The organism is Microbacterium proteolyticum, assembly GCF_029639405.1.
GTDB lineage: Bacteria > Actinomycetota > Actinomycetes > Actinomycetales > Microbacteriaceae > Microbacterium.
The window spans coordinates 1,034,377-1,060,444 of the sequence record NZ_CP121274.1 but is presented as its reverse complement, the minus strand read 5'-3'; the positions used below and the strand labels follow the sequence as shown (position 1 = coordinate 1,060,444).

Below are 26,068 nucleotides of genomic sequence, written 5' to 3'. Positions count from 1 at the left end.
GGCGCGTCGCCACCATCCCAGGAATCTGGGGGGCCGGAAATCCCCTCTCGTCTGGGATGGACGTGTGTTCCGCGGAGGAGCAGAGTCATGCCGTCACCCACCCGAACAGAACGGTCCAGACCATGTCATCCACCACCGAAGCCACCCTCGACGAACGCGCCGCGAAACTCCGCGACGCGCTCGGATCCCGCGTCATCCTCGCCGGCGACCCCGACTACGACGTCGTCCGCACTCCGTGGAACGTCGCCGTCGACCAGCGCCCGTTCGCGGTCGTCACCCCCGAGTCCGCCGAAGAGGTCGTCGCGGCGGTCCACGCGGCCACCGCCGTCGGCCTGCGCGTCGCGCCCCAGTCGACCGGACACGGCGCCGCCGCGCTCGCCGACACCGACCTCTCGGATGCCGTGCTCGTGCGCCTCACCCGCCTGCGCGGTGTGACCGTCCACCCCGAGGCGGAGGCGGCCATCGTGCTCGGCGGTTCGCACTGGAACGACGTCCTGGCCGCGGCCGCCCCGCACGGCCTCACCGCTCCGCACGGCAGCGCCGGGGATGTGTCGGTCGCGGGCTACTCGCTCAACGGCGGGGTCTCGTTCTACTCCCGCGCGCACGGCCTCGCCGTCAACGCGGTGCGATCCGTGCAGATCGTGACCGCCGACGGCGCGCTGGTCCGCGCGAGCGCGCACCAGAACGCCGACCTGTTCTGGGCGGTCCGCGGCGGCTCCGGTGCCTTCGGCATCGTCGTCTCGCTCGAGATCGAGCTGCTGCCCTACGCCGACGTGTTCGCCGGAATGCTGCTGTGGGATGCCGAGCACACCGCGGCCGTGAGCCAGGCGTGGGCGGAGTGGACGGCATCCGTGCCCGAATCCGTCACCTCGTCGCTGCGGGTGCTGCACCTGCCACCGCTGCCCGAGTTGCCGCCGTTCCTCTCGGGGCGCTCGATCGTGGTGATCGATGGAGCCGTGCTGGAGTCGGACGCGCGGGCCGAAGAACTGCTGCGGCCCCTGCGCGATCTCGGCCCCGAGGTCGACACGTTCGCTCGCATCCCCGTGGCCGGGCTCGTGCACGTGCACATGGATCCGCCGCAGCCGACGCCCGCGGCGACCCGCCACCGGGTCCTCGACGCGCTGCCCGCCGAAGCCGTCGCGGCCTTCGTCGCGGCATCCACCGATCCGGGGTTGTTCGTCGCCGAGCTGCGGCACGTCGGCGGCGCGATCGCGCGTCCCGTCCCGGGTGGTGGGGCGGTGTCGGCCTTCGCGGGGGAGTACATCGTGCACGGGATCGCGGTGGTACCCGTCCCCGAGGCGGCGGTGCCCGCGCGCGGGGCCGTGACCGCGTTCGTCGACGCGTTCGAGCCGTGGACCGGTGACGCTCTCGCGCTCACCTTCCTCGACGGGGGAGTGGATCGGGAGGCAGGCTTCGGCGCGGCTCTCGAGCGGTTGCGCGCCCTGAAGGAGCACTGGGATCCGCAGGACGTGTTCGCCGCGGGGAACCCGGTGGCGTGACGGCGGGCGGGGGTGCGGTTCGGGTCAAACCGTCCGGATCGTGCCCCCGTCGGCGTTCGCGCGACGTGACCTCAGCCCTGTTCCTCCCGGGCGATCTCGGAAAGCCGGTCGAAGAGCGGGCCCGTCGGCGGGATGCCGATCCCGTGCACCTCTGACACGACCTTCGTCCACGAGTACACGAAGTAGTCCCAGCCGTCGACGACCCCGGCACCCGCGGCTGCGGCCTGCGCGAGGAAGCGGCGCTCGCCGCGGTAGTTCATGTCCCACGCGAGCGAGCCCGGCGGGAACCTCACGTCGTCGGGGAGCGGCGAGCCGGGGCGGTCCTTGCCCATCCCCGTCGCGTTCACGACCACGGAGCGCTCGCCGCTGCCGGCGACGACCGCCGCCGCCTGATCGACGCTGGTCGTGACCGAGAACGTCGTCGGGATGCCGAATCCGATCGTCTCGTGCAGAGCCGCCATCTCGTCGAGCCGGTCGCGGGAGCGCGCCGTGACGTGCACGTGCGACGGAACCCCGCGACCCGCGCGCTGGGCGGCGTGCAGGCCGAGGGTGGTCGCGGTGGAGGCGCCTCCCGCTCCGAGCAGCACGAGCTGGGCGCCCCGCCACTCGGTCGGCGGGCGGAGGCGGTCGAGGGCCAGCATGCTGGTGCGGTCGTCGAGCGCCGCGCCGACCAGACGGCCGCCGCGCTTCGCAATGCAGCTCACCTCGTGCAGGAGCGCTGCCGACGCGTCGAGCTCGTCGAAGAGATCGGCGGAGGCGGCCAGGATGTTCAACTTGTGCGTCGTGACCAGGCCCCCGATGCGGTCGGGGTCGTCGGCGATGCGCTCGACGACCCGGCGGTACTGCTCACGCGGGGCGTCGAGCGGCAGATCCACCCCGACCAGTCGGGCGTCGACGCCGAGCTCGGTCATCCATCGCGGGTAGATGCGCCGGATGGCGGACTGCTGCGTCGAAACCCCGACGAAGGTGAAGATCGCGGTCACGCCGACACCTCGGCATCCATCCGCTCGATCTCGATCGGCTCGCCCAACCGGGGGATCGTCCACTGGATGTCGTCGACGGCGGCGAGGTCGCGGGCCAGGTCGTCGGGATCGGCGGAGTTGAAGGCGAACAGACCCCAATGGTGGACGATCAGGCGCGGAATGCCGGCCGAACGGCACAGGGCCACCGCCTCGTCGAGGCGGAAGTTGCCCGGCACGCCGTTGCCGTTGCGGTCGGGATCACGCCCGTTGACAGGGAGCAGTGCGAGGTCGATGTCGAGCTCCCTCAGGATCTCTTCGATGCCGTCGTAGGGAGCGCAGTCACCCGAGTGGTAGATGCGGTAGCCGTCGACGTCGATCACGTACCCGATGAAGACCTCCTGGCCGTGCGCGTCGTGGGCCCGTTCTTCATGCGCGGCGGGGACGGCGGTGATCGAGATGCCGGCTCCGGTGCCGAACGTCTCGCCGGCCGTCATCCCCAGCAGGCGGGCGAGGGGGACGCCGCGCCCGATCGCGCGCGTCGACTCCGCCCGCGGGACGACGAACAAGGGGTCGCTGGCGAGCTGCAGCAGGGGGAGCGTCCCGAGGTCCATGTGGTCGGTGTGCCCGTGCGTGCAGAGCACCAGATCGAGCCCCGTGACCTGGGCGGGCTGTACCGGAGCGTCGTGGAGACGACGGTGAGGGAAATGTTCTCCGGCGTACTTGTCGGCGAGGACATCGCTCAAGTACGGGTCGATCATCAGCAATCTGTCGCGAGATCTCAGGGCGAAACCCGCCTGGCCGAGCCACCACAAGGTGATCTCGGCATCGCTCGCGAACGACGGATCGATGGGCGTCGACGAGATGGCCATGGCTGCTCCCTTGCAGATCGAGGAAATTTCTAGGCGTAACTATACAAGCGAAATCTTTTCTATTACAGTGACCGCAGCTGAGGAAGTCAGCGTCGACCCGAAAGGAACCTCATGCGTTCACGCACTCGCGCCGCCGTTGTCGCGACCGTGCTCGGCACTGCGGCAGTGCTGGGATTGAGCGGCTGTGCCGGAAGCCCCGGCGGATCCGGTGAGCCGCTCGTCGGCCTTGTCGTCAAGACCCAGGACAACCCCTTCTACGTGAAGATGACCGAGGGGGCGAAAGCCGCTGCCGAAGAGCAGGGGCTGAACCTCCAGGTCGCCGCCGGCGACGGCCAGAGCGACGTCGACTCGCAGATCAAGTCGATCGAGAACTTCACCGCCCAGGGCGCGAAGGCGATCCTCGTCACCCCGGCCGGCGACGGCATCATCCCCGCCGTCAAGAAGGCGCAGGCGGCCGGCATCCTCGTGCTCGCCCTCGACTCGCCGCTCGGCGCGGGATCCGGCATCGACGGCACCTTCGCCACCGACAACAAGCTGGCCGGCGAACTCGTCGGCGAGTGGGCGAAGGCGGCGTTCGCCGGGCGGGAGGCGCGCATCGCGACCCTCGACCTGAGCACCGACCAGATTCCCGTCGACGTCGCGCGCAACCAGGGGTTCCTCGAGGGCTTCGGCATCGACCTCGCCGACCCCACCCGCATGTGGGACGAGACCGACCCGCGCCTGGCCGGCTACGAGGTGACGGATGCCAACGAGGCCGGCGGCCGCGCCGGCATGGAGAAGCTCCTCCAGAAGGACCCGACGATCAACCTCGTCTACACGATCAACGAACCCACCGCCGCCGGTGCCTACCAGGCCGTCGTGGCCGCGGGGCTGAAGGACAAGGTCACCATCGTGTCCGTCGACGGCGGATGCCCGGGCGTCAAGAACGTCAAGGACGGAGTCATCGCCGCGACCTCCATGCAGTTCCCCCTGGAGATGGCCAGCCAGGCCCTGCAGGCCGTGAAGACGTATCTCAACGACGGCACCAAGCCCGCCAACAGCCCGGGACTCGACTTCACCAACACCGGCGTGACCCTCGTCACCGACCTGCCCCAGGCGGGCGTCGACTCGAAGGACACCGCATACGGACTGGAGAACTGCTGGGGCTGAGCCCCCGCAGGCCCGACCGGACGCAGGGGTCGGGTCGCCACACGCGCGACCCGACCTCGGCCCCACCACGCCTTGAGGAGAACACCATGTCCGACCAGACGCCCGAAGTGGCCGACCCCGTCGCAGCCCGGGTCAGCCCGGCGGCGAACCCGCCCCGAACCGGTCTCGTCGAGATCGAGGGACGCGCGCTCAGTCCGATCCAATGGGTCGAGCGGAAGATGCTCACGCGTCCGCTCATCGGCCCGCTCGCCGTGCTCATCATCGCGACGATCGTCTTCTCGATCGTCTCGCCCAACTTCGGAACACTGCAGAACTACTCGCTGATCCTCCAGCAGGTGCAGGTCATCGCGATGCTCGGCATCGCGCAGACGCTGATCATCCTCACGGCGGGCATCGACCTCTCGGTCGCCGCGGTCATGCTGCTGGCCCAGGTCGCGATGGGCAAGTTCGCCGTGAACCTCGGCCTGCCCGTCGAACTCTCCCTCGTGCTGGGAGTGATCGTGGGTGTGCTGTGCGGGGCCGTCAACGGCCTCGTCGTCACCAAACTCAACATCCCGCCGTTCATCGCGACGCTGGGCACGCTGAGCATCTTCTACGCGCTCAACATCTTCCTCTCGGCGGGCGAGAGCGTGCCCTACGCCGAAGTCCCGGCCCTCTTCAACTGGCTCGGCACCGGCTTCCAGATCGCCGGAGCGACATTCACCTACGGTCAGGTCCTGACACTGCTGATGTTCCTCGTGTTCGCTTACATCCTGCGCAACACCGCCTGGGGAACCCACATCTACGCCGTCGGCGACAACATCGAAGCCGCCCGGCTCACCGGCATCCGGGTCAACCGCGTGATCATGAGCGTCTACATCGTCGCCGGCCTCATCATCGGCATCACCGCGTGGCTCCTCATCGGCCGCATCGGCTCGATCTCGCCGACCGCCGGCACCAGCTACAACCTGGCCTCGATCACCGCGGTGGTCATCGGCGGAACCTCGCTGTTCGGCGGCCGAGGTCGCATCATGGGCACCCTCCTCGGCGCCCTCATCGTCGGCGTGTTCTCCTCCGGCCTCTCGCTCGCCGGCTTCGACAGCCTCTGGCAGGAGTTCACGATCGGCGTGCTCATCATCGGCGCGGTCGCCGTCGACCAGCGCCTCCGGAAGATCGGACGCTGACCATGGACACCACGCAGAAGACCGGCCTCGTCATGGAGGCCCGCGGACTGATCAAGCGCTACGGACACGTCGTCGCGCTCGACGAGACCGACTTCGAGATCCGCGAGGGCGAAGTGCTCGCCGTCATCGGCGACAACGGTGCCGGGAAGTCGTCGCTCATCCAGTGCCTCTCCGGGGCCGTGCAACCCGACGAGGGCGAACTCCTCATCAGCGGCGAGCCGGCGAGCCTGAAGTCGCCCGTCGAAGCGCGGCGCCGCGGCATCGAGACGGTGTTCCAGAGCCTCGCCGTCTCACCGGCCCTCGACATCGCCAGCAACATCTTCCTCGGCCGCGAACTCCGTCGCCCCGGCATCGCGGGTTCGGTGTTCCGCATGCTCGACCGGAAGAGGATGCGCGAAGAAGCCCTCGAGGTCATGTCCCAGCTCGGCCTGCAGACGCTGCAGAACATCGCCCAGTCCGTCGAGACGCTCTCCGGCGGTCAGCGACAGGGCGTCGCCGTCGCCCGCGCGGCCGCATTCGGCTCGAAGGTCGTGATCCTCGACGAACCCACCGCAGCCCTCGGTGTGAAGGAATCGGGCCGCGTCGTGAAGCTCATCAAAGACATCAACGCCCGCGGCATCCCCGTGGTCCTCATCAGCCACAACATGCCGCAGATCTTCGAGGTGGCGGATCGGATCCACATCCAGCGCCTCGGGAAGCGGATCGCGCTGGTCGAGACGTCTCAGATCGACATGGCCGACGCGGTCGCGCTGATGGTCGGGGCGAAGACCCCCGCCGACCTCGGGATCGCATCGTGAGCGTCGTCGTCGAAGGCGATCTCGCCGACCGTCTCGCACGTCGCGGAGTCGTCCCCGTCGTCGCGCTCGAGGCCCCCGACGAGGGCGTCCGTCTGGCCGAGGTTCTGGTCGAGGCCGGTCTTCCGGTGGTCGAGGTCACGTTCCGAACGGATGCCGCGGCCGCGGCGATCGCGGCGATCACCGCCCGCGTGCCGGAGATCCTGGTCGGGGCGGGGACCCTCCTCACTCCGGAGTCGGTCGGCGCGGCGGTGGACGCCGGCGCGGCCTTCGGGGTCGCCCCGGGTCTGCGAGCCGGGGTCGTGGGCGCCGCCCTCGACCGGGGACTCCCCTTCGCCCCGGGGGTCGCCACCGCCAGTGAGATCGAACAAGGACTCGCGCTCGGGCTCGACTTCTTCAAGCTCTTCCCCGCCGAGGCATCCGGTGGTCTCGCCCTCCTCGACGCGTTCGCCGGCCCCTACGCGAACGTCCGCTTCATGCCCACCGGCGGGATCCGGCCCGACACGCTCGCGGCCTACCGGAGCCGGTCGAACGTCGCCGCCTGCGGCGGCACCTGGATCGCCCCGCGCTCACTCCTCGACGAGGGCGCATACGACGAGATCTCCCGCCGCGCGGTCGCCGCCGTGCAGGCCGCGGCACCCCACATCTTCACTCGAAAGGACATCTGATGGTTCCCGACTACCTCCCCCAACCCGGTACCGCTCTCGAAGGCAAGGTGGCGATCGTCACCGGCGCCGCCTCCGGCATCGGCGAAGCCGTCGGCCGCGAATACGCCGCCAACGGCGCGCGGGTGACCATGGTCGACATCGACGCGGCGCGGCTCGCCGAGGTCGTCGACGACATCCGCGAACGCGGCGGAGACGTCGTGGGCGTCGTCGCCGACGTCGTCGACGAGGAGGCCGTGCGGGCGTTCTTCGCCGACACCGTCGAGCGGTGGGGTCGCCTCGACCTCCTCGTCAACAGCGCCGGGCGCGACTCGCTCTCTCCGCCGGTCACCGAGGTGACGCTCGAGGAGTGGAACAAGACCATCGGTCCCAACCTCACCGGCGTCTTCCTCTGCTGCCGGGAAGCGTTCCTCTTCATGGAGAAGCAGGAATCCGGCGGACGCATCATCAACATGGGATCGTCGTCGACGCGCGTGGCCTCCGGTCCCGGCCACAGCCCCTACCGCGCCTCCAAGCACGGGATGCTCGGGTTCAGCAAGAACATCCTGCTCGAGGGCGTCGGCAAGAACATCGGGGTCACGGTGCTCAACCCGTCGCACGTGCGCACGCCCATGACCGAGATCATCGACCAGGGCCTCTACGACGGCGATCTGCCCGCCTACACCGACGGGTGGCTCGACCCTCACGAGATCGAGCACGGCATCGCAGCGAGCTGCATCGACGTGTCGAACGTCGCCGAAGCCTCGCTCTACATCGCCACCCGCACCCCCGACGTGACGATCCCGACGTTCTCGCTCTACCCGACGCACAAGGCCCACCGCTACGGCATGGAGGTCTGAGCGATGCGCGCCGCTGTTCTGCGCGACGTCCGCCGCATCGACGTCGTCGACCTCCCCTCGCCCGAGCCCGTCGGCGCCGATTCCGTTCTCGTCCGGGTCGGAGCGGTGGGGGTGTGCGGCTCCGACGTGCTGCGCTTCGGGCTCGGCAAGGGGTACGGGTTCCCCCTCGTCCTCGGCCACGAGATGTCCGGCACGGTCGCCGAGTCGTCCGCAGACGGCTCCTTCCAGCCGGGCGACCGCGTCGCGATCTTCCCGTGCCTGCCCGACCCGCACGACCCCATGACCGAGATCGGCGAGTTCGCGCTCGCCGCGTCGTACGACTACTTCGGGTCGCGACGCGACGGAGGCCTCGAGGAGGAGCTGCGGGTTCCCGCCCGGAACCTCTTCCGTCTGCCCGAGCACGTGTCGCTCATCGAAGGCGCGCTGGTGGAACCGGCCGGGGTGGCGCTCCACGCTGTGCGGAAGGCCCCGGTGCCGCCGAACGCGACGGCGCTGGTCATCGGCGCGGGGCCCATCGGGCTCTTCGCCGCCCAGTGGCTGCGGGTCGGCGGGGTCGTCCGCGTGCTCGTCGCCGACATCGACGCGCGCAAGCGCCGGATCGCCGAACAGCTCGGCTTCGAGACGATCGACCCGACCGATTCCGGCAGCGACGAGATCGCGATCGACCGCACCGACGGTCGCGGGGTCGACATCGCGGTGGAGGCGAGCGGCCTCGGTCTCACCTTCCTGCAGGCGGTTCACGCGACGGCGCACCAGGGCCACGTCATCCTGCTCGGCGACCTCAGCACGGACGCGCCGCTGGCGAAGGAGACCGTGTCGCGGATCCTCCGCCGCGAACTCACGCTCCACGGCACGTGGAACGCCCGGATCACCCCGCGGGGACGCAGCGACTGGGACATGGTGATCGCGTCGATCGGACGCACCGTGAACGCCCTGGACCTCGTCAGCCACATCGAACCCTTCGAAGAGGCGCAGCGCGTCCTCGAAGGACTCGCCGACCGTCGTGTGTGGGCGAACAAGACGGTCTTCGCGGTGTCGGAAGAGGCCCGAGCCGAGGCCGACCGCGTCCTCGCGGCATCCCTGTCGAGGGCGGAGGTCCCGGCATGAGAGCCGCCGTCTTCCACGAGCCCGGGCGGATCGAGGTCCGCGACAGAGACGAACCGGTCATCGCCGCGGACGACGTCCTCGTGCGGGTGCGCGCCGCGAGCATCTGCGGCACCGACCTGCGCATCATGCGTCACGGCCACTTCAAGATCCCCGCCGGGACGCCGCGCGTGCTCGGCCACGAAGTCGCGGGAGAGATCGCCGCAATCGGCGCGGACGTCACCGACTTCCGCGTCGGTGATCGCGTGAGCGTGACCCCCAACGTCGGTTGCGGGCACTGCGACATGTGCCGACGCGGCCTCAACCAGTTGTGCCCGACGTACGACGCGTTCGGCATCACGCTGGACGGCGGGTTCGAACAGTACATGCGGGTTCCCGGATGGGTGCTCGACCGGGGGAACCTCCACGCCGTGCCCGCGGGCATGTCGTTCGACGTGGCCGCCCTCATGGAGCCCGCCGCGTGCTGCCTCCACGGCCAGCGCGCCGTGAACGTCGGTCCCGGCGACGATGTGCTCATCATCGGCGCGGGTCCGATCGGATGCCTCCACACGGTGATCGCGAAGCGACGGGCCGCCCGCCGGGTCATCGTCGCCAACCGTCGTCAGTCCCGTCTGGACATCGCCGGACTCCTCGGCGCCGACGAGCTCGTCAACGTGACGGAGCGCGACCTCCACGAGGAGGTCATGCGCTTGACCGACGGGCGCGGCGTCGACGTCGTCATCACCTACGTCTCCGACCCCGCCGTCATCGCCTCGGCGACCGATCTGCTCGCACGGCTCGGACGCCTGAACGTCTTCTCCGGACTGGGCGACGCCGCGCGGCCGCAGATCGACGTCAACGCGCTGCACTACCGCGAACTCGTCATGACGGGCACGACGGGTGCGAGCAACACCGACTACCGGGACGTCCTCGACATGTTCTCGGGCGGCGACATCGACCTGACCCCGATCATCTCGGGGCGGTTCTCGGTCGACGAGATCCACGGCGCGCTCGAGCACGCGGCATCCGGAGCCGGGATGAAGCCGCTGATCGCCTTCGAAGGAGACTGACATGCCCACCGTCTACACCCCCGACACCCTGGAGCCGGCGGCCGAGCCGACGTTCTGCTTCGTCGGCGTCACGACCGGGGCGTCGTCGATCATGACCGTCTACCCCGCGTGGGCCGAGCACCTCGGGATCTCGCCGCGAATAGTCGGCGTCGACGTCCCGTTGGACGCCTCGCCCGAGCAGTATCGCGCCGTCGTGGAATTCATCGCCGCCGATCCGCAGTGGCTCGGCGGGCTCGTGACGACGCACAAGCTGAACCTGTTCCGCGCGACCCGTGATCTCTTCTCGGAGGTGGGGGAGTCGGCCGGGCTGCTCGACGAGATCAGCAGCATCTCCAAGCGCGCCGACGGCCTGCACGGACATGCGATGGACGACGTGACCAGCGGCCTCGCCTTCGAGGATGCCGTAGGTCCGTCCTTCAGCGGCGACGTCGTCCTGCTCGGCGCCGGCGGGGCCTCCCTCGCCCTGACCCTGTACCTCCACCGCCGCGAGCGGGCGGGCGCTCTCGTGCCCGAGCGTCTCATCGTGACGAACCGGCGCGTCGGTCGACTCGACGAGATGCGGGCGCTCCACCGGAGGCTGGGTCTGCGGATCCCCGTCGAGTACCGGACGGCTGCGACGCCCGAGGCCAACGATGCCGCGGTCGCGACCGCACGTCCGGGCGCCCTGATCGTCAACGCGACCGGACTCGGTAAAGACCGGCCGGGCTCCCCGCTCACCGACGCCGTCGTCTTCCCCGAGCGGTCGGTGGCCTGGGACTTCAACTACCGCGGCGACCTCGTCTTCCTGGACCAGGCCCGCGCCGCCGCCGACCGGGGCGTCCGACCCGTCGACGGCTGGTTCTACTTCCTCCACGGCTGGACACGGGTGATCGCGCAGGTGTTCGACATCGACATCCCCACCTCCGGCCCCCGCTTCGACGAACTCTCGCGCATCGCGCGTTCGGTCTGACCACGAAAGGAACCCCATGACCGCCCAGACCACGACCGTCCCCACCACCATCGCCGTGGGCACGCAGTTCGACCTCGCCACCGGCCTCGCCGACAGCCGTCCCTCTCTGCGCCGCCCGCTCTCGGCCATGCGAGACATGTACGCCGATGCCGAGGCCGTCGAGCGCGGCATCGCCGCCGGCGATCCGCTGACCTACGAGTTCTACGACATGGGCGTGCCCTCGCTCGAGACCGAAGTCGCGTACGGAACCAGCATCACCTACCCCGGCAAGGTGGGCGACGAGTTCCACATGACGAAGGGGCACTTCCACGAGCGCCTCGAGTCGGCCGAGATCTACTTCTGCCTCTCCGGGCGGGGCCTGATGCTCATGGAGAGCCCCGAGGGCGACGTCCAGGTCGAGGAATTCGCTCCCGGCCGTGCCGTCTACGTGCCCGGCCGGTACGCCCACCGCAGCATCAACACCTCGCCGGACGAGCCGCTCATCACCTTCTTCGCCTTCCCGGGCGACGCGGGCCACGACTACGGCACGATCGAGACGAAGGGCTTCCGGAAGATCGTCGTCGAGCGCGACGGCGCCCCGGTGCTCGTCGACAACCCGCGCTGGCAGGACTGATCCCGATGGCAGAGCGCCCGCGGGTCCTCGTCACCCCGCGTTCCGCGCCGGGGCATCCCTCACTCGCGTGGCTCTCCGAGGCGGGGTATGACGTCGTCATCCCCGCCCCGGGGCGCGTGCCCTCCGTGCGGGAGCAGAGGGATGCCATGGCCACCGCCGTCGGGTACGTCGCCGGAATCGAGCCGATCGGTGCGGATCTCCTCCGCTCGGCGCCCCGCCTCCGCGTGATCTCCCGGAACGGCGTCGGCGCGGACGCGATCGACATCGGCGCGGCGGCGGAACTCGGCATCGACGTCCTCCGCGCGCCCGCCGCGAACGCGCAGGGCGTCGCCGAACTCGCGGTCGCCCTCATCCTCGCCTCGGCGCGGTCCGTTCCGGCCGCGGCTCAGGCGATCCGCGAGGGGCGCTGGGAGCGTACGCAGGGCGTCGAGCTCGCCGGGCGCACCCTCGGCATCATCGGGTGCGGTCAGATCGGTCGTCGTGTCGCACGGATGGCGGTGGCGATCGGAATGGAGGTCATCGGTTTCGACGCCTACCCGGATGCCGCGTTCGAGCTGCCCGGCTTCCGTTACGCCTCGCAAGCCGAGGTTCTGCGAAGCGCCGACGTGCTCTCCCTTCACGCCCCGCCGGGCGAGCGCCCCCTGATCGATCGGTCGGTCATCGCGCAGCTGCGCCCGCGGGCGATCCTCGTCAACACCGCGCGGGCCGCGCTCGTCGACGACCGCGCTGTGCTCGAGGCCCTCGACGACGGACGACTCGCGCGCTACGCCGCGGACGTGTTCGACCCCGAGCCTCCGGGGGACACGCCGCTCACCCGGCATCCGCTCTTCATCGGCACTCCCCACATCGGCGGGTACACCTCCGAGAGCGTGGACCGAGCCATGGAAGCAGCGGTACGCCAGCTCATCGAACGCCTAGACTCGGCCCGTGGGCGAGAGTTCGATGGGCACTAACCTCCTGCACCGCATCTCGCGGAAGTCCTCGTCGCTGAGCCCCGCCCTCCGCGGAGTCGCCGACGCGATCCTGGCCGACCCCGAGCAGGCGCAGGGCTTGTCCATCACCGAACTCGCGAATCGTGCCGGCGTCGCCGACTCCACGGTCTCGCGCTTCCTCCGCGAGCTGGAGCTCGACGGTTACAACCAGTTGCGGCTCGGCATCGCGCAGGCGATCTATTCACGCGAGTCCGCGGCGCCGGAGCAGCGTTCGGACTGGGTCTACGAGGGCGTCCTGAAGGGCGACGGGACCGACCACATCATCGAGAAGGTGCTGCACGGCAGCCTCGAGTCACTCCGTCGCACGACCGAACGCCTGGCGCCCGAGGCGATCGAGGCCGTGATCGAGAAGATCCACGAGGCTCCGGTGCTCTACTTCAGCGCCATGGGGTCGTCGGCCACGTCGGCCGAGAACGGCGTCATGCGGTTCGTCCGCGCGGGCAAGCGCTGCCACCTCTTCCGCGACCAGAGCACGCAGTCCATGGGTGCGGCGACCTTGCGTCCGTCCGACGTGCTCATCGCGATCAGCGATTCCGGAGACTCCACGTCGGTGGTCACGACCGCCGAGATCGCGCGGTTCCACGGGGCGTACACGGTGGCGATCACGTCCAACATGTCATCGCGCCTGGCTCAAGCGGCCGACACCGTCCTCCTGACGGCCTCGTCCGTCGCGTCGAGCGACGTGTACGGAGAGAGCGTCACCGCCAAGTGGGGACAGCTTTTCGCCATGGACGCGCTGTATGCCGCCTACGCTGCGCGGTACTACGAGGAGACCGCGGACTACCTCCGCGAGAGCTACCTCTCGGTCATCAAGTCCACGCGCGGCGCAGCGGCAGCAGACTGAGGCCCGCTGCCGCTGCGAACGTCCTCCTCAGCCGAGGACCCAGTGGCGCGCGCGTTCCACGGCCCGCGTCCAGCCGGCGTAGAGCTCCTCGCGGTGGTCTTCCGGCATCCGCGGTTCGAAGGTCCGCTCGATCTCGATCGAGTCCGTGAGCGCCTGTTGTGACGGCCAGAATCCGACCGCCAGGCCGGCGAGGAACGCCGCCCCGCGCGCCGTCGACTCGGTGACCACGGGTCGGTGGACCGGCACGCCCAGAAGGTCGGCCTGGAACTGCAAGTGGAAGTCGTTGGCGGCCGCCCCTCCGTCGACGCGGAGCGCGGGCAAGCGGTGGCCCGATTCGGCGGCCATGGCGTCGATCACGTCGCGGTACGAATAGCTCATGGACTCGATCGCCGCGCGGATGATCTGCGCGCGCCCGGTGCCGCCGGTCATCCCCACGAGCGCCGCGCGCGCGTGCGGGTCCCAGTGCGGTGACGCGAGGCCCGTGAAGGCGGGAACGAAGTAGACCCCTCCGGTGTCGTCGACGGATGCCGCGATCGCGGCCGTGTCGGAGGCGTCGTCGATGATGCGGAGCTCGTCGCGGAGCCACTTCACCGTGGCTCCGACGCCGAAGAAGACGCCTTCCAGCGCGTACTCGACGCGCCCCTCCACGCCCCAGGCGACCGTGGTGATGAGCCCGGCGTCCGAGAACACGGGCTCGGGCCCGGTGTTCATCATGACCGAACCACCCGTGCCGTAGGTGGCCTTCACGGCGCCGGAGCGGAAGCAGGCCTGCCCGAACAGCGCCCCCTGCTGATCTCCGATGGCGGACGCGACGGGGATGGGTGCGCCGAAGCCGGCTCCCTCGCCCGTCACGCCGTAGACCTCGCTCGAGGGGCGCACCGCGGGGAGGATCGCGCGGGGGATGTCGAACAGGGTGAGGAGGTCGTCGTCCCAGTCGAGGGTCGAGATGTTGAAGGCGAGAGTCCTCGACGCGTTCGAATAGTCCGTGACGTGGGCCGCGCCGTCGGTGAGATTCCAGATCAGCCAGGAGTCGACGGTCCCTGCCGCGAGTTCTCCGCGCTCGGCGCGCTCGCGCACGCCCTCGATGTTGTCGAGGATCCATCGCAGTTTCGTGGCGGAGAAGTACTTGTCGATGGGAAGACCCGTCGCCGCGCGCACCCGTTCGGTCTGGCCGGAGCGGATGAGCTCGTCGCAGTCGGCCGTCGTGCGCCCGTCCTGCCAGACGAGTGCGCGGTGGACCGGCTCACCGGTCGTCCGGTCCCAGACGACGATCGTCTCTCGTTGGTTGGTGATCCCGATCGCAGCGATCGCTTCGGCCGGAATCCCGGTCTTCTCGAGGACGGCGTGCGCCACGCGCACCTGTGCGGTCCAGATGTCCGAGGCGTCGTGCTCGACCCAGCCCGGCTGTGGGTAGTGCTGGGGGAACTCCTCTTGAGCGATCCCCGCGATGGAGCCTCCCCGGTCGAAGAGGATCGCGCGGACACTGCCGGTTCCGGCGTCGAGCGCCATCACGTGTGTCGGGTTCATCGGTGAGTCAGTCCACTTCTTCGTGTTGTTGACGGATCATTCCGTTCTCCCTAGAGTGACGGAAGTAATTTTCTATCGCAATACTTTGTCGGAAAGAATTTCCGTAAGCCTCCGGGAGGGACCGTGCGAGCAGCGCTGCTCACCGCACCAGGCCAGGATCTCACCGTCGGGAACGTCGACACACCCTCGACCCTGCGCGGCGACGAGGTCCGCGTCCGGACGAGCGCCGTGGGGTTGTGCCACTCGGACCTCCACGTCGTCGACGGCCTCGTCCAACGCCCCATGCCGATCGTGCTCGGTCACGAGGCCGCCGGCGTCGTCACCGAGATCGGCGTCGACGTGACCGGAATCCGGCCGGGCGACCACGTCGTGGCCTGCTTCGTCGTGTCGTGCGGAGCGTGCCGCATGTGCGTATCGGGTCGACCGGCGATGTGCCAGGACCGCGAGGCCACGATGCGCGGCGAATCCGAGGAACCGCGCCTGAGCATCGACGGTGCCGAGGTGCACCAGTGGACCAGCATCGCCGGCTACGCCGAGGAGATGGTGCTCCACCACAGCGCCGTCACCGTCATCGACGACCGGATGCCACTCGACCTGGCCGCCCTGCTCGGATGCGCGGTCGCCACCGGTGTGGGCAGCGCGACGACCGTGGCGGGGATCGGGCCGGGCGACCACATCGCCGTCATCGGCTGCGGCGGTGTCGGGCTCAACGTCTGCCAGGGCGCCGCGCTCGCGGGGGCGACGAGCATCATCGCGATCGACCGCAGCGACGCGCGACTCGAGCTCGCCCGCACGCGGTTCGGCGCCACGCACACGGTCAACTCCGACCGCGAACCCGACGTCGCAGCCCTCGTCTCGTCGTGGACCGGCGGGGGAGTGGACCACGCGTTCGAGGCCGTCGGCATCCCGGCACTCGTCGGCACAGCGCTCGATCTCACCGTGCGCGGTGGCACAGTCTGGGCCGTGGGTGTGTTCGGCGACACGGCCGAGATCACCGTGCCCGCTGGTCACCTGCACGCCGGAAAGGGCGTCCACGGGGTGCGGGCCGGGTCGATCGTGCCGTCCCGCGACATTCCGCTGCTCGTCGACGCCTACCTCGAGGGCCGACTCGAACTCGAGGCCCTCGTCGGACGCCGCATCCCGCTCGACCGCATCAACGACGGGATCGCCGACCTCCGGGCCGGCACCGGCGCGCGAACCCTCGTCGTCTTCTGAGAACGAAAGGCTGAAATGACCTCCCCCACCGCTCCCGACGTGGACACGCTCCTGCGCGACCGCGCCGACTTCATCCGTACCGAGACGGTGCGCCTCATCGAGATCGCGAAGGTCGGGCACTACAGCTCCGTCTTCTCCGCGGCCGAGATCTTCGCCGCGCTCTTCTACGACGTCATGACCATCGACCCGGCGCGCCCGGACTGGCCCGACCGCGACCGCTTCCTGATGGGGAAGGGGCACGCGGCCGTCGGCCTGTACCCGGTGCTCGCCGACCTCGGCTATTACGCGCCCGAGGCCCTCGACGACTACGCGCACCTCGGGAGCGCTTTCGGCGACCACCCCGACATGACGAAGATCCCGGGCATCGACTTCAGCTCGGGCTCGATCGGACACGCCCTCTCGAACGGTGCCGGCATGGCGCTCGCCGGCCGCATGACCGGCCGGGACTTCTCGGTGTTCGTCATGGTGGGCGACGGTGAGATGCAGGAGGGGCAGGTATGGGAGGCGGCGCTGTCGGCCGCCCACCACCGCCTCGACCGGCTGGTCGCGATCGTCGATCGCAACGGTTATCAACTCGACGGCGCGGTCGACGAGGTCACGGGCATCGAACCGCTCGCCGACAAGTGGCGCGCATTCGGCTGGCGGGTGGTCGAGGTCGACGGGCACGACGTCGCCCGCGTGCGAGAAGTGCTCCACGAAGCGAAGGGTCCGCGGTCGGACGGGGTGCCGACGTGCATCGTCGCCCACACCAAGAAGGGGAAGGGCGTGTCGTACATGGAGAGCGAACCCGGGTGGCATCTCGGATACCTCGACCCGGTGGACGGTCGACGGGCGATCGAGGAGATCACGGGGGTGTCGGCATGAGCACGGTCGCTCTCGAGCCCGGGTCGTGGCAGTATCGCGCGCTCAACGCGCTGAATCCGGGCCTCGACTACCTCTCGAAAGGACTCGACGATCTCGTCGCGGCGGGGGAGCCGGTCGTCGCCGGCACCGCCGATCTCAGCTACTCCAACGGTCTCGTCTCGTTCGAGCAGAAGCATCCCGAACGGTTCGTGCAGTTCGGCATCTCGGAGCAGCACATGGTCTCCGCCGCAGCCGGCATGGCGACGGCCGGCGTCACCCCGTTCGTCGCGACCTTCGCGTCGTTCCTCGGTCTGCTGTGCTGCGAGCAGATCCGGATGGACGTCGCGTACACGAAGCTCCCCGTGCGACTCATCGGACACCACACCGGTATCGCCCTGGGCTTCTACGGCACCAGCCATCACGCCACGGAGGACATCTCCACGATGCGTGCGATCGCGGGGCTCACCGTGGTGTCTCCCGCGGACGGCCCCCAGCTCCGGGCCGCGATCCGCGCGTCGGCGTCCTGGCCGGAACCGATCTACTTCCGCATCAGCCGCGGTCGCGACCCGCAGATCTACGACGACGACACGGTGTTCGAGTTCGGCAAGGGCATCGAGCACGAGCGTGGCACCGACGTCACCTTCGTCGCCTGTGGAACGCTCGTCCACCCCGCGCTCGAAGCCGCCGCACGCCTCCGGGCGGCCGGCATCTCGGCTGGCGTCGTCGACATGCCGACGATCAAACCGCTCGACGTCGAACTGGTCCGCGCGGTCGCCGGTCGCACCGGCATCCTGATCACCGCCGAGGAGCACAACATCCTCGGCGGCCTCGGGTCGGCCGTCGCGGAAGTCCTTGCCGAGAACCCCGGCGGTGCACGGCTGGTGCGGCATGGCATCCACGACGAGTTCAGCCTGATCGCGCCCCCCACCCATCTCTACGCCCACTACCGACTGGATGCCGCCGGCCTCGAAGCCGTGGCACGAGAGGCGCTGGCATGACCACCACGCTCCCCGCGAACTGGCACCTCGCCGACGAGGGCCGCGCCATCGAAGGCGACGTCCTGCTCTTCGACCTCGACGGCGTGCTGGCGGATGCGTCGCACCGGCAGCACCATCTGCACCTGGAGGAGCCGGACTGGGACGGCTTCTACGCGGCCGTGGACGCGGACACACCGCTGGAGACGGGCGCGCGCCTTCTGTCTGCGCTCCACCCCGACGTCCCCGTCGTCATCCTTACCGGCCGCATCGACGCCGTCGCCCCGACGACGGTGGAATGGCTGCGGCGGCACCGGATCCGGTGGGACATGCTCGTGTGCCGACCGGCCGACGACTCCGACCGCGACACGCACGCGGTGGACTACAAGCGGATCGAGGTCGCGAAGCTTCTCGCGGCATCCATCCGTCCCGTCCTCGCGATCGACGACAACCGCCGCATCGTGGCGATGTACGAGGAGTTCGGAATACCCGGCGCCTACGTCTCCAGCGGCTACTACGACAACCTCGCTCGTTACGACGGGGGCGTGTGATGTCCGCGGTCACGGTCGTCACGGGAGCAGGTCAGGGAATCGGCGCGGCGACGGCGCGCCAGCTGGCGGCGGCCGGTACCCGCCTCGTGCTGGTGGACCTCCGTCCCGAAGGGATCACGACCCTCGCTTCGGACCTCGACGTCGCCCATCCCGTCGACGGAGGGCACCTGATCGCTCCCCTCGATGTGACGGATGCCGCGGCCGTGGCGGCGTTCGGAGCGCTGCTGGCATCGGGCGGCCTGCGCGTCGCCGGAGTCGTGTCGGCCGCGGGGATCATCTCGCGTGGGGCCGCGGAGCACTTCGAGCGGGCCGCATGGGACCTGCACCTCGCCGTGCACCTCACGGGAGCCTTCACGCTCCTGCAGGTGCTGCACCCGCTGATGGGTCCGGGGTCGTCGGTCGTGAACATCGCCTCCGTGGGGTCGACGTTCGGTCTGCCCGGTCGCATCGCCTACACGACGGCGAAGTCCGGGATCCTCGGGCTCACCCGCACGCTCGCGTCGGAATGGGGCCGCCAGGGCATCCGGGTCAACGCGGTCGCCCCGGGATACGTCCGCACCGAGATGGTGCTGTCGGGGCTCCGGGCCGGGACGCTCGACGAGTCATCGCTCGTGGCCCGGACGCCGCTCGGACGACTTGCCGAACCCGACGAGATCGCCCGAGCCATTCGCTTCCTGCTGTCAGATGACGCCGCTTTCATCAATGGGGCGACGCTGCGGGTCGACGGTGGGCTGACGATCGACGGGGCGTTCGACTGAACACCACAGCGGTGCAGGCTCGCCCGGCCGATCAGACCGTGCGGACCGTGCCCCCGTCGATCACCATCTCGGTCCCGACGATCCCCGATGCGCGGTCGGAGACGAGGAAGCCGACGAGGTCGGCGACCTCTTCCGTCTCGGCGAAACGCCCGAGGGGCACGCCGCCGAGCGAGTCCATGACGTGGTGGAGCGCGGCATCCACGCTGATGCCGTTGGCTTCGGCGATGCGCTCGTAGAAGTCCTGGGTCCCCTCGGTGCGGATGCCGCCGGGGCTGACCGCGTTCACACGCACGCCCTGCGGTGCGAGTTCGGTCGCCAGGCCCTTGCTGTAGGTGCGGAGCGCGGCCTTGGCCGCGGCGTACGGGAGGGTCGACTCCCACTGGGGCATCTGACGCTGGATCGACGTAACGTGCACCACGACGCCCGATCCCTTCGCGATCATGTCGGGGATGAGCGCGCGATCCAGCCGCACCGCACCCAGGAAGTTCAGCTGGAGCTCGGCGATCCACTGGTCTTCGGGGACGGCCGCGAAACCTCCCGCCGGGGTGGAGGAGCCGCCCACGACGTGCACGAGGATGTCGACCCCGCCGACCTTCTGCATCTCGGCGGCGACGTGGTCGGTGCCTGCCGTGGTGGAGGTGTCGGCCGCGATGAAGCGGTCCGGGTGCGTGTAGCCGTCGGGCATCGAGCGGGCCGACACCCACACGTCGGCCCCGAGTTCACGCAGCCGCTCGACGACGGCCTTGCCCGCCCCCTTCGTTCCCCCGGTCACCAGCGTGCGGCGGCCGTCCAGGCGGTCGCGATCCGTGTTCGGCATGCATGCCTCTTCCCTCGTTCGATGGCGTCCGCGCGGCGGGGACGCCGAATGCTGTCCTGTGGGACGGTAGCACGGATGCTGTCCTGCAGGACATGAACAGGGAGAGAGGGTCAGGTGTCGAGAGGGCGGAGGCCGCGCTCCCGCATGCGCTCGCCGGAGGCGATGGCATCCTTCGCGAATCTCGTCGTCAGGTCGGTGTAGGTCTGGACGTCTTCCTCCGGCCACCCGTCGAGGACCTCGGCGATCATCCGGTCGCCGAGCGCGTACACGCCGTGGGCCGCGACTTCGCCGTCCGCGGTGAGGGCGATGAGCGTCGCCCGTCCGTCCGACGGGTCGGTCGTCCGTTCCACCCACCCGTTCGCTTCGAGTCGGCGGACGATCTTGCTGACGTAGGACGCGCCCGTGCCCAGCGCGTCGGCGAGGGCGGAGGGGCGCATCGGGCCCCAGGCGAGAAGGTGCCGAAGCGTGGCGTGCGCCGGCTGATCGATGGCTTCGCCGCTCTTGGCGAGGATCTCGCCCTGGAAGCGGGGGGACTCCCACAACAGGATCAGCGCGCTGAGGTTGGCCAGCAGTTCGGAGCGGTACGGGAAGTCGCTCGCGCGCCGCGGGCGCGACGCGTCGAGGTCTGCATCAGTGCCCATGCGTCGATCGTATCGAGCACCTGCTGCCGCGTAGGACACCATCGGGAATATGTCCTGGGGGACAGGAGTTGGCGTTACTGTCCCACAAGACGGTTTCATCGAAAGGAACCCCCATGAGCACCACGCTGCAAGAGACCGAACTCCCCGCCGCCGCCCAGGGCTTCGTCGACGGATGGCAGGGAGGGGATGCCGACAAGGTCGCCGCCCTGTTCGCCGCCGACGCCGTCGTCTCCGACCAGGGCGAGACCTTCCGCGGTCTCGACGAGATCCGCGGATGGATCGACGGGTCCATCCACCTCTTCACGACCACGCTGACCTTCCTCGGTGCGCGTGAGGTCGACGGGATGGTCGGGGCGTCCTACCGTCTCGAGGGCAACTTCCCCGGCGGTGTCGCAGAACTGGAGTACCAGTTCCACCTCTCCGCAGACGGGAAGATCGAGCGGCTCGACTTCGCCCCGCCGGCATCCTGACGTATCGGTCCGGGGGGAGGGGCTGCGTCGGATGGCGCAGCCCCTCCCGGTCGGAATGTCCGCCAGCTGTGTGAAAGTGATGGAATCTATATGAAAACAGTGTGCACCTGCTCATAAAATGTGCGCTGCCCGCGGTCTGCCAGTGGGCACACGTGTTCTACGGCCTCGCGCTCAGCGTGGCCCAGCTATGGGGGGAAGTACCTTGACCGATTCGACATCTCCGGCCGCACCGGCGGGATGGTTTCCCGCGGGCGTCGAGGGACAGGAGCGCTACTGGGACGGCACCGCGTGGACGGATCAGGTTCGGCCCGTCGGCACCGTGGTGAGCGAGAGCCCAACCACTGTCGAGACCTCGACGGCTTCGGCCCCCGGAAAGAAGCCTCGGAATGTTCTCGGAATAGTGGCCCTCGCCGTGGCTGCCGTGGGATTCATCTTCGCCTGCATCCCTGGCGCTCTGATCGTCGGCTGGCTGCTGTTGCCCGTCGGTTTCATCCTGGGCATCGTTGCCTTGCTCCAAAAGGGCAAGCCAAAGTGGCAGGGTGTCGCTGCGATCATCGTTTCGGTCGTCGGCACGATCATCGGAGTAATCGTGTTCATTGCGGTCGTCGCTGGCGCCGTCAACAACGCGGTCGGCGACACGGTCACCGATGAGGTGGGCAGCTCCGCGGTCGGCGAAGGGACGTCGGCCAGTGATGCGCCCGCGGCCGAGGAATAGCCCGCGGTCGCCGAAGCTCAGGAGCTGGTACTCGGCGAGACCGCATTCGGCGTGGACGCGGACAATGGAATGGGGTGGTACGCCGTCCAACTGACGAACCCCAACACCGACTACGTCTTCGGCAATGCGGGCATCGACGTCGAGGCTTACGACGCGAGCGGTGTCCTCATCGACACTGACACCAGCTACGGCACGATCCTCTCCGGCACGTCCTGGTTCGTCGGGAGGTTCTTCGACATCGGGTCGGCGCAGATTGATCGCATCGAGGTGCGCGGGCCCACAGCTGATGCGGCGACGTACTCGTCCGCGGCGGAGACGGGATCCTTCACGCTCGGCGAGATCACGACCGGCTCGGAATACGACTGGATGACCGTGAACGGCACCGTCACGAGCAATTTCTCCGAGGACCAGGACATGGTGCGCATCGATCTGATCGCCCGTGACGGCAGCGGAGAGATCGTCGGGGTCGACTTCACCTTTACCGATCGGGTGCCTGCGGGCGGAACGGCGGCGTGGAACGTCAATCTGTGGAAGGTGCCACTGGACAGCAAGATCGAGGCATACCCGCACCTCTGATCGCCAAGCTCACATTGGCGAAAGGGCCCCGCGCGAGCGGATCGCGCGGGGCCCCGCTCCACGTTCAGCCCTGGAGGAACGGGTAGTCCGTGTACCCACGCTCGTCAGGGCCGTAGACCGACGCCTGGTCGACCTCGTTCTCTTCGGCGCCGCGCTCCCACCGCGTGACCAGGTCGGGGTTGGCGATGGCGGGGCGGCCGACGGCGACGAGGTCGGCGATGCCGTCGTCGATCGCCTGGACGGCCTCGTCGCGGGTCGTGACGCGCGAGAAGCCGGAGTTCACGATGAACGTGCCGCCGAAGGCGCGGCGCAGGTCCTGGATCAGGTCGCTCGCGGGGTCGGCGTGCAGCACGCTCAGGTACGCGAGGCCCAGGGGCGCGAGGCCGGCGACGAGCGCTTCGTAGGTGGCGCGGGTCTCGGCGTCGTCCTCCTCCCACACGTCCTGGATGTTGTGGGCGGGGGAGATCCGGATGCCGACGCGCCCGGCGCCGATCTCGGCCGCCACGGCCTCGGCGACCTCGATGACGAAGCGGGCGCGGGCTGCGGGCGATCCGCCGTAGCCGTCGGTGCGCTGGTTCGACGCGGGCGAGAGGAACTCGTGCAGCAGGTAGCCGTTCGCCGAGTGCAGCTCGACGCCGTCGAAGCCGGCATCCACGGCGCGACGGGCGGCGGTGACGAACTCGTCGCGGACGGTCGCGAGCTCGGCGGTCTCCAGCGCGTGCGGCACGGGGAAGGCGACCTTCGAGCCGTCGGCGAGGCGGGTCTCGCCCTCGATCGCGATCGCCGAGGGGGCGACGATGCGGTCGGTGCCGGTGATGCCGGTGTGCGAGACGCGTCCGCCGTTCATGAGCTGCATGAACACCGCTCCGCCCTCGGCGTGCACGGCATCCGCCACCTTCGCCCAGCCGGCCGCCTGCGCGTCGGTGACGATGCCCGGCTGACCCGGGTACGCCCGCGACTCGGCGCTCGGGAAGACGCCCTCGGTCACGAGCAGGCCGATGCCCGCGCGCTGCGCGTAGTACGTCGCGATGAGGTGTCCGGGGACGCCGTCGGCGCTCGCGCGCAGGCGGGTCATCGGGGCGAGCGAAACGCGGTTGCGGACGTCGACGTCGCCGACGGTGGTGGGGCTGAACAGACTCACGGGTGTCCTTTCGAGGGGGAACAAAGGCCACGCGACACCAACAGAGCGCGGCGGACACCTATTCCACGAGATGCACGTGTGTGCAGCGGTGGGTTGACGCGGACGGGGGATGCTGCTGTGGCCGGGCGGCCCGAGCTCGTCCCGGCGCAATCACCGGACTCCGCCGCATCCGCGCGGATACGATGGTGCCCCCAGCGACGCTCCGGAGGACCGCGCGATGACCGAGAACCCCCTCGCCCACCGGCTCGACTACACGCTCGCCGAACTCGACGACGGCGCGCTCGCCGCCTCGCCGATCGCGCTGTTCCAGCGGTGGCTGGTCGATGCCGCCGACCTGCCCGAACCCAACGCGATGGTCGTGTCGACGGTGGATGCCATCGGCGCACCGACCTCGCGCACCGTGCTGCTGCGCGGAATCGACGACGACGGGGCGCTCTGGTTCTTCACGAACCGGCAGTCGCGGAAGGGCCGCGCGCTCGCCGAGAATCCGGCGGTGTCGGTGCTGTTCCCCTGGTATGCGCTGCAGCGGCAGGTCATCGTCCTCGGCACGGCGACGCCGCTCCCCGCCGAGCGCGACGACGCGTACTTCGCCTCCCGTCCGCGCGGGTCGCAGTTGTCGGCCTGGGCGAGCCACCAGTCGGAGACCGTGGCATCCCGAGCCGCCCTCGAGGAGCAGATGGCCTCAGTGGAGGAGCGGTTCCCCGAGGGGTCGCCCGTGCCGCGGCCGCCGCACTGGGGCGGGTACCGGATCGAGCCGCGCGAGATCGAGTTCTGGCAGGGACGCCCGTCTCGGCTGCACGACCGCATCGTGTTCGCGCGTGACGGCGACCGGTGGGCGGCGGTGCGGCGGCAGCCGTGACCTCCCACACGCCTTCGCGCAAGGGGGGCCCTCCGTCGACGCGGGGACGAGCGTGAGCCGTAGATTCGGCATGACCTCATTCGTTGCGCGAGTCGCGGCATCCTGAGGTCGATGTTCGGGGAGGCGGGACCATGGCGAAGAAGAACACCGAGGCGCGGCAGCTCGACGAGAAGGCTTTCGTCGAGGCGACGTCCGAGGCGAAGTCGCGCTACGGCCGGTTCAACCTCGCGATCGTCGGCGCGTCAGGCGTCGGGAAGTCGTCGCTCGTCAACGCGGTGTTCGGGCGCGACTGGGCGAAGGTCGGGCGCGGGTTGCCGGTCACGCGGGGCGTCCACTTCTACAGCGATGACTCGCTCGGCATCTGGGACGTGGAGGGGTTCGAGATCGGCTCGCCCGTCGCGCCGGATCAGCAGCTGCGTAACCACCTGGATGCCATCGCGGCCCACCCCGGCGACCATCAGATCTCCGTCGTCTGGTACTGCGTGCGGGCCGCCGACGACCGGCTCACCCCCGCCGACATCGCCATGATCCGCGAGCTCGACGCGCGGGGGCTGCCGGTGATCCTCGTGCTGACGAAGGTCGACTGGATCAAGAACCCGATCACCGGGCACCAGGGGGTCGCGAAAGACCTGCAGGCGTTCGTCGACTGGCTCAACGACCCCGTCGACCCGGCGACGGGCGAGCGGCTTCGCATCCCGTACCGACGGGTCATCCTCACCTCCACCCGCGACCGCCACGGGAAGGGGAAGGGGCACGGCCTCGGTGACCTTGTCACGCAGACCCTCGAACTCGCCCCCGACCGCGACAAGGACGCCTTTCGCATCGCACAGCGACTCAACCTCCCGTGGAAGAGGGAGATGGCGCGGCCGATCATCGCCGCGGCGTCCGCAGCGGCCGCGGGGGCGGCATCCGTTCCGCTTCCTGTCTCGGATGCTGTCACGCTGGCGCCGATCCAGCTGACGATGATGGGTCGCATCGCCGCCATCTACGACCTCGAGGTCAAGACGATGCTCTCGGCCGGAGCGCTCGCGCAATTCGGCGTGCAGGTGGCCGGGCGGGCGCTCGCGACGAGCTTCCTGAAGCTCATCCCCGGCGCGGGGGTCGTCGTGAACGCGGCGGTGGCGGCGGCGCTGACGGCGGCGACGGGCGAGAGCTGGCTCAAGATCTGCGAGCTGCTGCACACCGGCAAGATCGACGTGCGCAAGCTCGACCAGGAGTGGGCGAAGTACGCGCCGAGCTTCATGGACGTCGCGCGGAAGCTCGTCGAGCGGCGGGTGGGGCGGAAGTAGCGCCCGGCCCTTCGGGTGGTTGGTCGTACCCGCGTCGCCGACGCCGCGGGCGCGTAACCTCAGTCATTCGCCCGAACTCCGTGGCATCCGGGGCGGAGGGACTGAGGTTGTGCGAAGTGCTGAGGTTGCGCAGCCCCCCCGCCCCGGAGTGGTGCGGCGGCAGCCGTGCGGCCTCCGGCTCTTGCCCACGCGGCATCCATC

The 26,068-nt window shown here is 69.7% G+C and carries 28 protein-coding genes; 22 read left to right on the top strand and 6 right to left on the bottom strand.

Annotated elements, in window-relative coordinates:
- The first annotated feature begins 122 nt into the window (after positions 1-122).
- Entirely contained in the window at positions 123-1,499 is a 1,377-nt protein-coding gene (locus tag P8R59_RS05735; RefSeq protein WP_278103139.1) for an FAD-binding oxidoreductase, read from the top strand.
- Between the two features lie 71 nt (positions 1,500-1,570).
- Here P8R59_RS05735 and P8R59_RS05730 read toward each other — a convergent pair whose 3' ends face one another.
- Positions 1,571-2,482, bottom strand: coding sequence for a shikimate dehydrogenase family protein (locus tag P8R59_RS05730; RefSeq protein WP_278103138.1), 912 nt, complete (start codon positions 2,480-2,482; stop codon positions 1,571-1,573).
- On the bottom strand, positions 2,479-3,330 hold the full coding sequence (locus tag P8R59_RS05725) for an MBL fold metallo-hydrolase (RefSeq protein ID WP_278103137.1): 852 nt from the start codon (positions 3,328-3,330) through the stop codon (positions 2,479-2,481). The genes P8R59_RS05730 and P8R59_RS05725 overlap by 4 nt, the downstream gene beginning before the upstream one ends.
- 111 nt (positions 3,331-3,441) lie before the next feature.
- Between P8R59_RS05725 and P8R59_RS05720 the strand changes: the two genes are divergently transcribed.
- From P8R59_RS05720 to P8R59_RS05670, 11 genes are all read left to right on the top strand, one after another.
- Positions 3,442-4,479, top strand: a complete 1,038-nt coding sequence (locus P8R59_RS05720; protein ID WP_278103136.1) for a substrate-binding domain-containing protein — start codon at positions 3,442-3,444, stop codon at positions 4,477-4,479.
- 86 nt (positions 4,480-4,565) lie between these two features.
- Complete coding sequence (locus tag P8R59_RS05715) at positions 4,566-5,642, top strand: ABC transporter permease (protein ID WP_278103135.1); 1,077 nt, start codon at positions 4,566-4,568, stop codon at positions 5,640-5,642.
- A 2-nt stretch (positions 5,643-5,644) separates the two neighbouring features.
- Positions 5,645-6,439: an ATP-binding cassette domain-containing protein gene (locus P8R59_RS05710; RefSeq protein WP_278103134.1), complete on the top strand. Its 795-nt coding sequence runs from the start codon at positions 5,645-5,647 to the stop codon at positions 6,437-6,439.
- Positions 6,436-7,104: a bifunctional 4-hydroxy-2-oxoglutarate aldolase/2-dehydro-3-deoxy-phosphogluconate aldolase gene (gene eda, locus P8R59_RS05705; RefSeq protein ID WP_278103133.1), complete on the top strand. Its 669-nt coding sequence runs from the start codon at positions 6,436-6,438 to the stop codon at positions 7,102-7,104. Before P8R59_RS05710 ends, eda begins: the two co-directional genes overlap by 4 nt.
- Entirely contained in the window at positions 7,104-7,940 is an 837-nt protein-coding gene (locus tag P8R59_RS05700; RefSeq protein WP_278103132.1) for an SDR family NAD(P)-dependent oxidoreductase, read from the top strand. Before eda ends, P8R59_RS05700 begins: the two co-directional genes overlap by 1 nt.
- Before the next feature lie 3 nt (positions 7,941-7,943).
- Positions 7,944-9,047 (top strand): galactitol-1-phosphate 5-dehydrogenase, encoded by a 1,104-nt coding sequence (locus P8R59_RS05695; protein ID WP_278103131.1) that lies wholly within the window; start codon positions 7,944-7,946, stop codon positions 9,045-9,047.
- A complete protein-coding gene (locus tag P8R59_RS05690; protein ID WP_278103130.1) occupies positions 9,044-10,093 on the top strand; it encodes a zinc-dependent dehydrogenase in 1,050 nt (349 codons plus the stop codon). Before P8R59_RS05695 ends, P8R59_RS05690 begins: the two co-directional genes overlap by 4 nt.
- A gap of 1 nt (position 10,094) precedes the next feature.
- Positions 10,095-11,042 carry a shikimate dehydrogenase family protein gene (locus P8R59_RS05685; protein ID WP_278103129.1) on the top strand — a complete coding sequence of 316 codons (948 nt, stop codon included), beginning with the start codon at positions 10,095-10,097 and terminating at the stop codon, positions 11,040-11,042.
- 16 nt (positions 11,043-11,058) lie between these two features.
- A complete protein-coding gene (locus P8R59_RS05680) occupies positions 11,059-11,655 on the top strand; it encodes a glucose-6-phosphate isomerase (protein ID WP_278103128.1) in 597 nt (198 codons plus the stop codon).
- A 5-nt stretch (positions 11,656-11,660) separates the two neighbouring features.
- Positions 11,661-12,608, top strand: coding sequence for an NAD(P)-dependent oxidoreductase (locus P8R59_RS05675; RefSeq protein WP_278103127.1), 948 nt, complete (start codon positions 11,661-11,663; stop codon positions 12,606-12,608).
- A complete protein-coding gene (locus tag P8R59_RS05670) occupies positions 12,583-13,491 on the top strand; it encodes a MurR/RpiR family transcriptional regulator (RefSeq protein WP_278103126.1) in 909 nt (302 codons plus the stop codon). The genes P8R59_RS05675 and P8R59_RS05670 overlap by 26 nt, the downstream gene beginning before the upstream one ends.
- 27 nt (positions 13,492-13,518) lie before the next feature.
- Here the strand turns inward: P8R59_RS05670 and glpK are convergent, their stop codons facing one another.
- On the bottom strand, positions 13,519-15,018 hold the full coding sequence (gene glpK, locus P8R59_RS05665) for a glycerol kinase GlpK (protein ID WP_278103125.1): 1,500 nt from the start codon (positions 15,016-15,018) through the stop codon (positions 13,519-13,521).
- A 123-nt stretch (positions 15,019-15,141) separates the two neighbouring features.
- Here glpK and P8R59_RS05660 point away from each other — a divergent pair, with 123 nt between their 5' ends.
- Genes P8R59_RS05660 through P8R59_RS05640 form a run of 5 tightly spaced genes read left to right on the top strand, consistent with a single transcriptional unit; the run spans position 15,142 to position 19,359 of the window.
- The gene (locus P8R59_RS05660; RefSeq protein WP_278103124.1) at positions 15,142-16,233 is read left to right on the top strand and encodes a zinc-binding dehydrogenase; all 1,092 of its coding nucleotides are present in this window, start codon (positions 15,142-15,144) and stop codon (positions 16,231-16,233) included.
- 15 nt (positions 16,234-16,248) lie between these two features.
- Positions 16,249-17,097 (top strand): transketolase, encoded by an 849-nt coding sequence (locus P8R59_RS05655; protein WP_278103123.1) that lies wholly within the window; start codon positions 16,249-16,251, stop codon positions 17,095-17,097.
- Positions 17,094-18,074 carry a transketolase family protein gene (locus tag P8R59_RS05650; RefSeq protein ID WP_278103122.1) on the top strand — a complete coding sequence of 327 codons (981 nt, stop codon included), beginning with the start codon at positions 17,094-17,096 and terminating at the stop codon, positions 18,072-18,074. The genes P8R59_RS05655 and P8R59_RS05650 overlap by 4 nt, the downstream gene beginning before the upstream one ends.
- Positions 18,071-18,601, top strand: a complete 531-nt coding sequence (locus tag P8R59_RS05645) for a hypothetical protein (RefSeq protein ID WP_278103121.1) — start codon at positions 18,071-18,073, stop codon at positions 18,599-18,601. Before P8R59_RS05650 ends, P8R59_RS05645 begins: the two co-directional genes overlap by 4 nt.
- A complete protein-coding gene (locus P8R59_RS05640; protein WP_278103120.1) occupies positions 18,601-19,359 on the top strand; it encodes an SDR family NAD(P)-dependent oxidoreductase in 759 nt (252 codons plus the stop codon). Before P8R59_RS05645 ends, P8R59_RS05640 begins: the two co-directional genes overlap by 1 nt.
- Positions 19,360-19,390: 31 nt before the next feature.
- Here the strand turns inward: P8R59_RS05640 and P8R59_RS05635 are convergent, their stop codons facing one another.
- A complete protein-coding gene (locus P8R59_RS05635) occupies positions 19,391-20,176 on the bottom strand; it encodes an SDR family oxidoreductase (RefSeq protein WP_278103119.1) in 786 nt (261 codons plus the stop codon).
- Positions 20,177-20,286: 110 nt separating this feature from the next.
- Entirely contained in the window at positions 20,287-20,817 is a 531-nt protein-coding gene (locus P8R59_RS05630; protein ID WP_278103118.1) for a MarR family winged helix-turn-helix transcriptional regulator, read from the bottom strand.
- A 113-nt stretch (positions 20,818-20,930) separates the two neighbouring features.
- On the opposite strand from P8R59_RS05630, the gene P8R59_RS05625 reads away from it, so the two are divergent.
- The 3 genes from P8R59_RS05625 to P8R59_RS05615 all read left to right on the top strand — a co-directional run bounded on the left by P8R59_RS05625 (position 20,931) and on the right by P8R59_RS05615 (position 22,578).
- Positions 20,931-21,287, top strand: a complete 357-nt coding sequence (locus tag P8R59_RS05625; protein WP_278103117.1) for a nuclear transport factor 2 family protein — start codon at positions 20,931-20,933, stop codon at positions 21,285-21,287.
- Positions 21,288-21,489: 202 nt separating this feature from the next.
- Positions 21,490-22,002, top strand: coding sequence for a DUF2510 domain-containing protein (locus P8R59_RS05620; protein WP_278103116.1), 513 nt, complete (start codon positions 21,490-21,492; stop codon positions 22,000-22,002).
- A gap of 69 nt (positions 22,003-22,071) precedes the next feature.
- Complete coding sequence (locus tag P8R59_RS05615; RefSeq protein WP_278103115.1) at positions 22,072-22,578, top strand: hypothetical protein; 507 nt, start codon at positions 22,072-22,074, stop codon at positions 22,576-22,578.
- Between the two features lie 64 nt (positions 22,579-22,642).
- On the opposite strand, the gene P8R59_RS05610 is transcribed toward P8R59_RS05615, so the two are convergent.
- Complete coding sequence (locus P8R59_RS05610; protein ID WP_278103114.1) at positions 22,643-23,719, bottom strand: alkene reductase; 1,077 nt, start codon at positions 23,717-23,719, stop codon at positions 22,643-22,645.
- A gap of 217 nt (positions 23,720-23,936) precedes the next feature.
- Here P8R59_RS05610 and pdxH point away from each other — a divergent pair, with 217 nt between their 5' ends.
- Positions 23,937-24,578, top strand: coding sequence for a pyridoxamine 5'-phosphate oxidase (gene pdxH / locus P8R59_RS05605; RefSeq protein ID WP_278103113.1), 642 nt, complete (start codon positions 23,937-23,939; stop codon positions 24,576-24,578).
- Positions 24,579-24,709: 131 nt separating this feature from the next.
- A complete protein-coding gene (locus tag P8R59_RS05600; RefSeq protein ID WP_278103112.1) occupies positions 24,710-25,867 on the top strand; it encodes a GTPase family protein in 1,158 nt (385 codons plus the stop codon).
- The last annotated feature ends 201 nt before the right edge of the window (positions 25,868-26,068 follow it).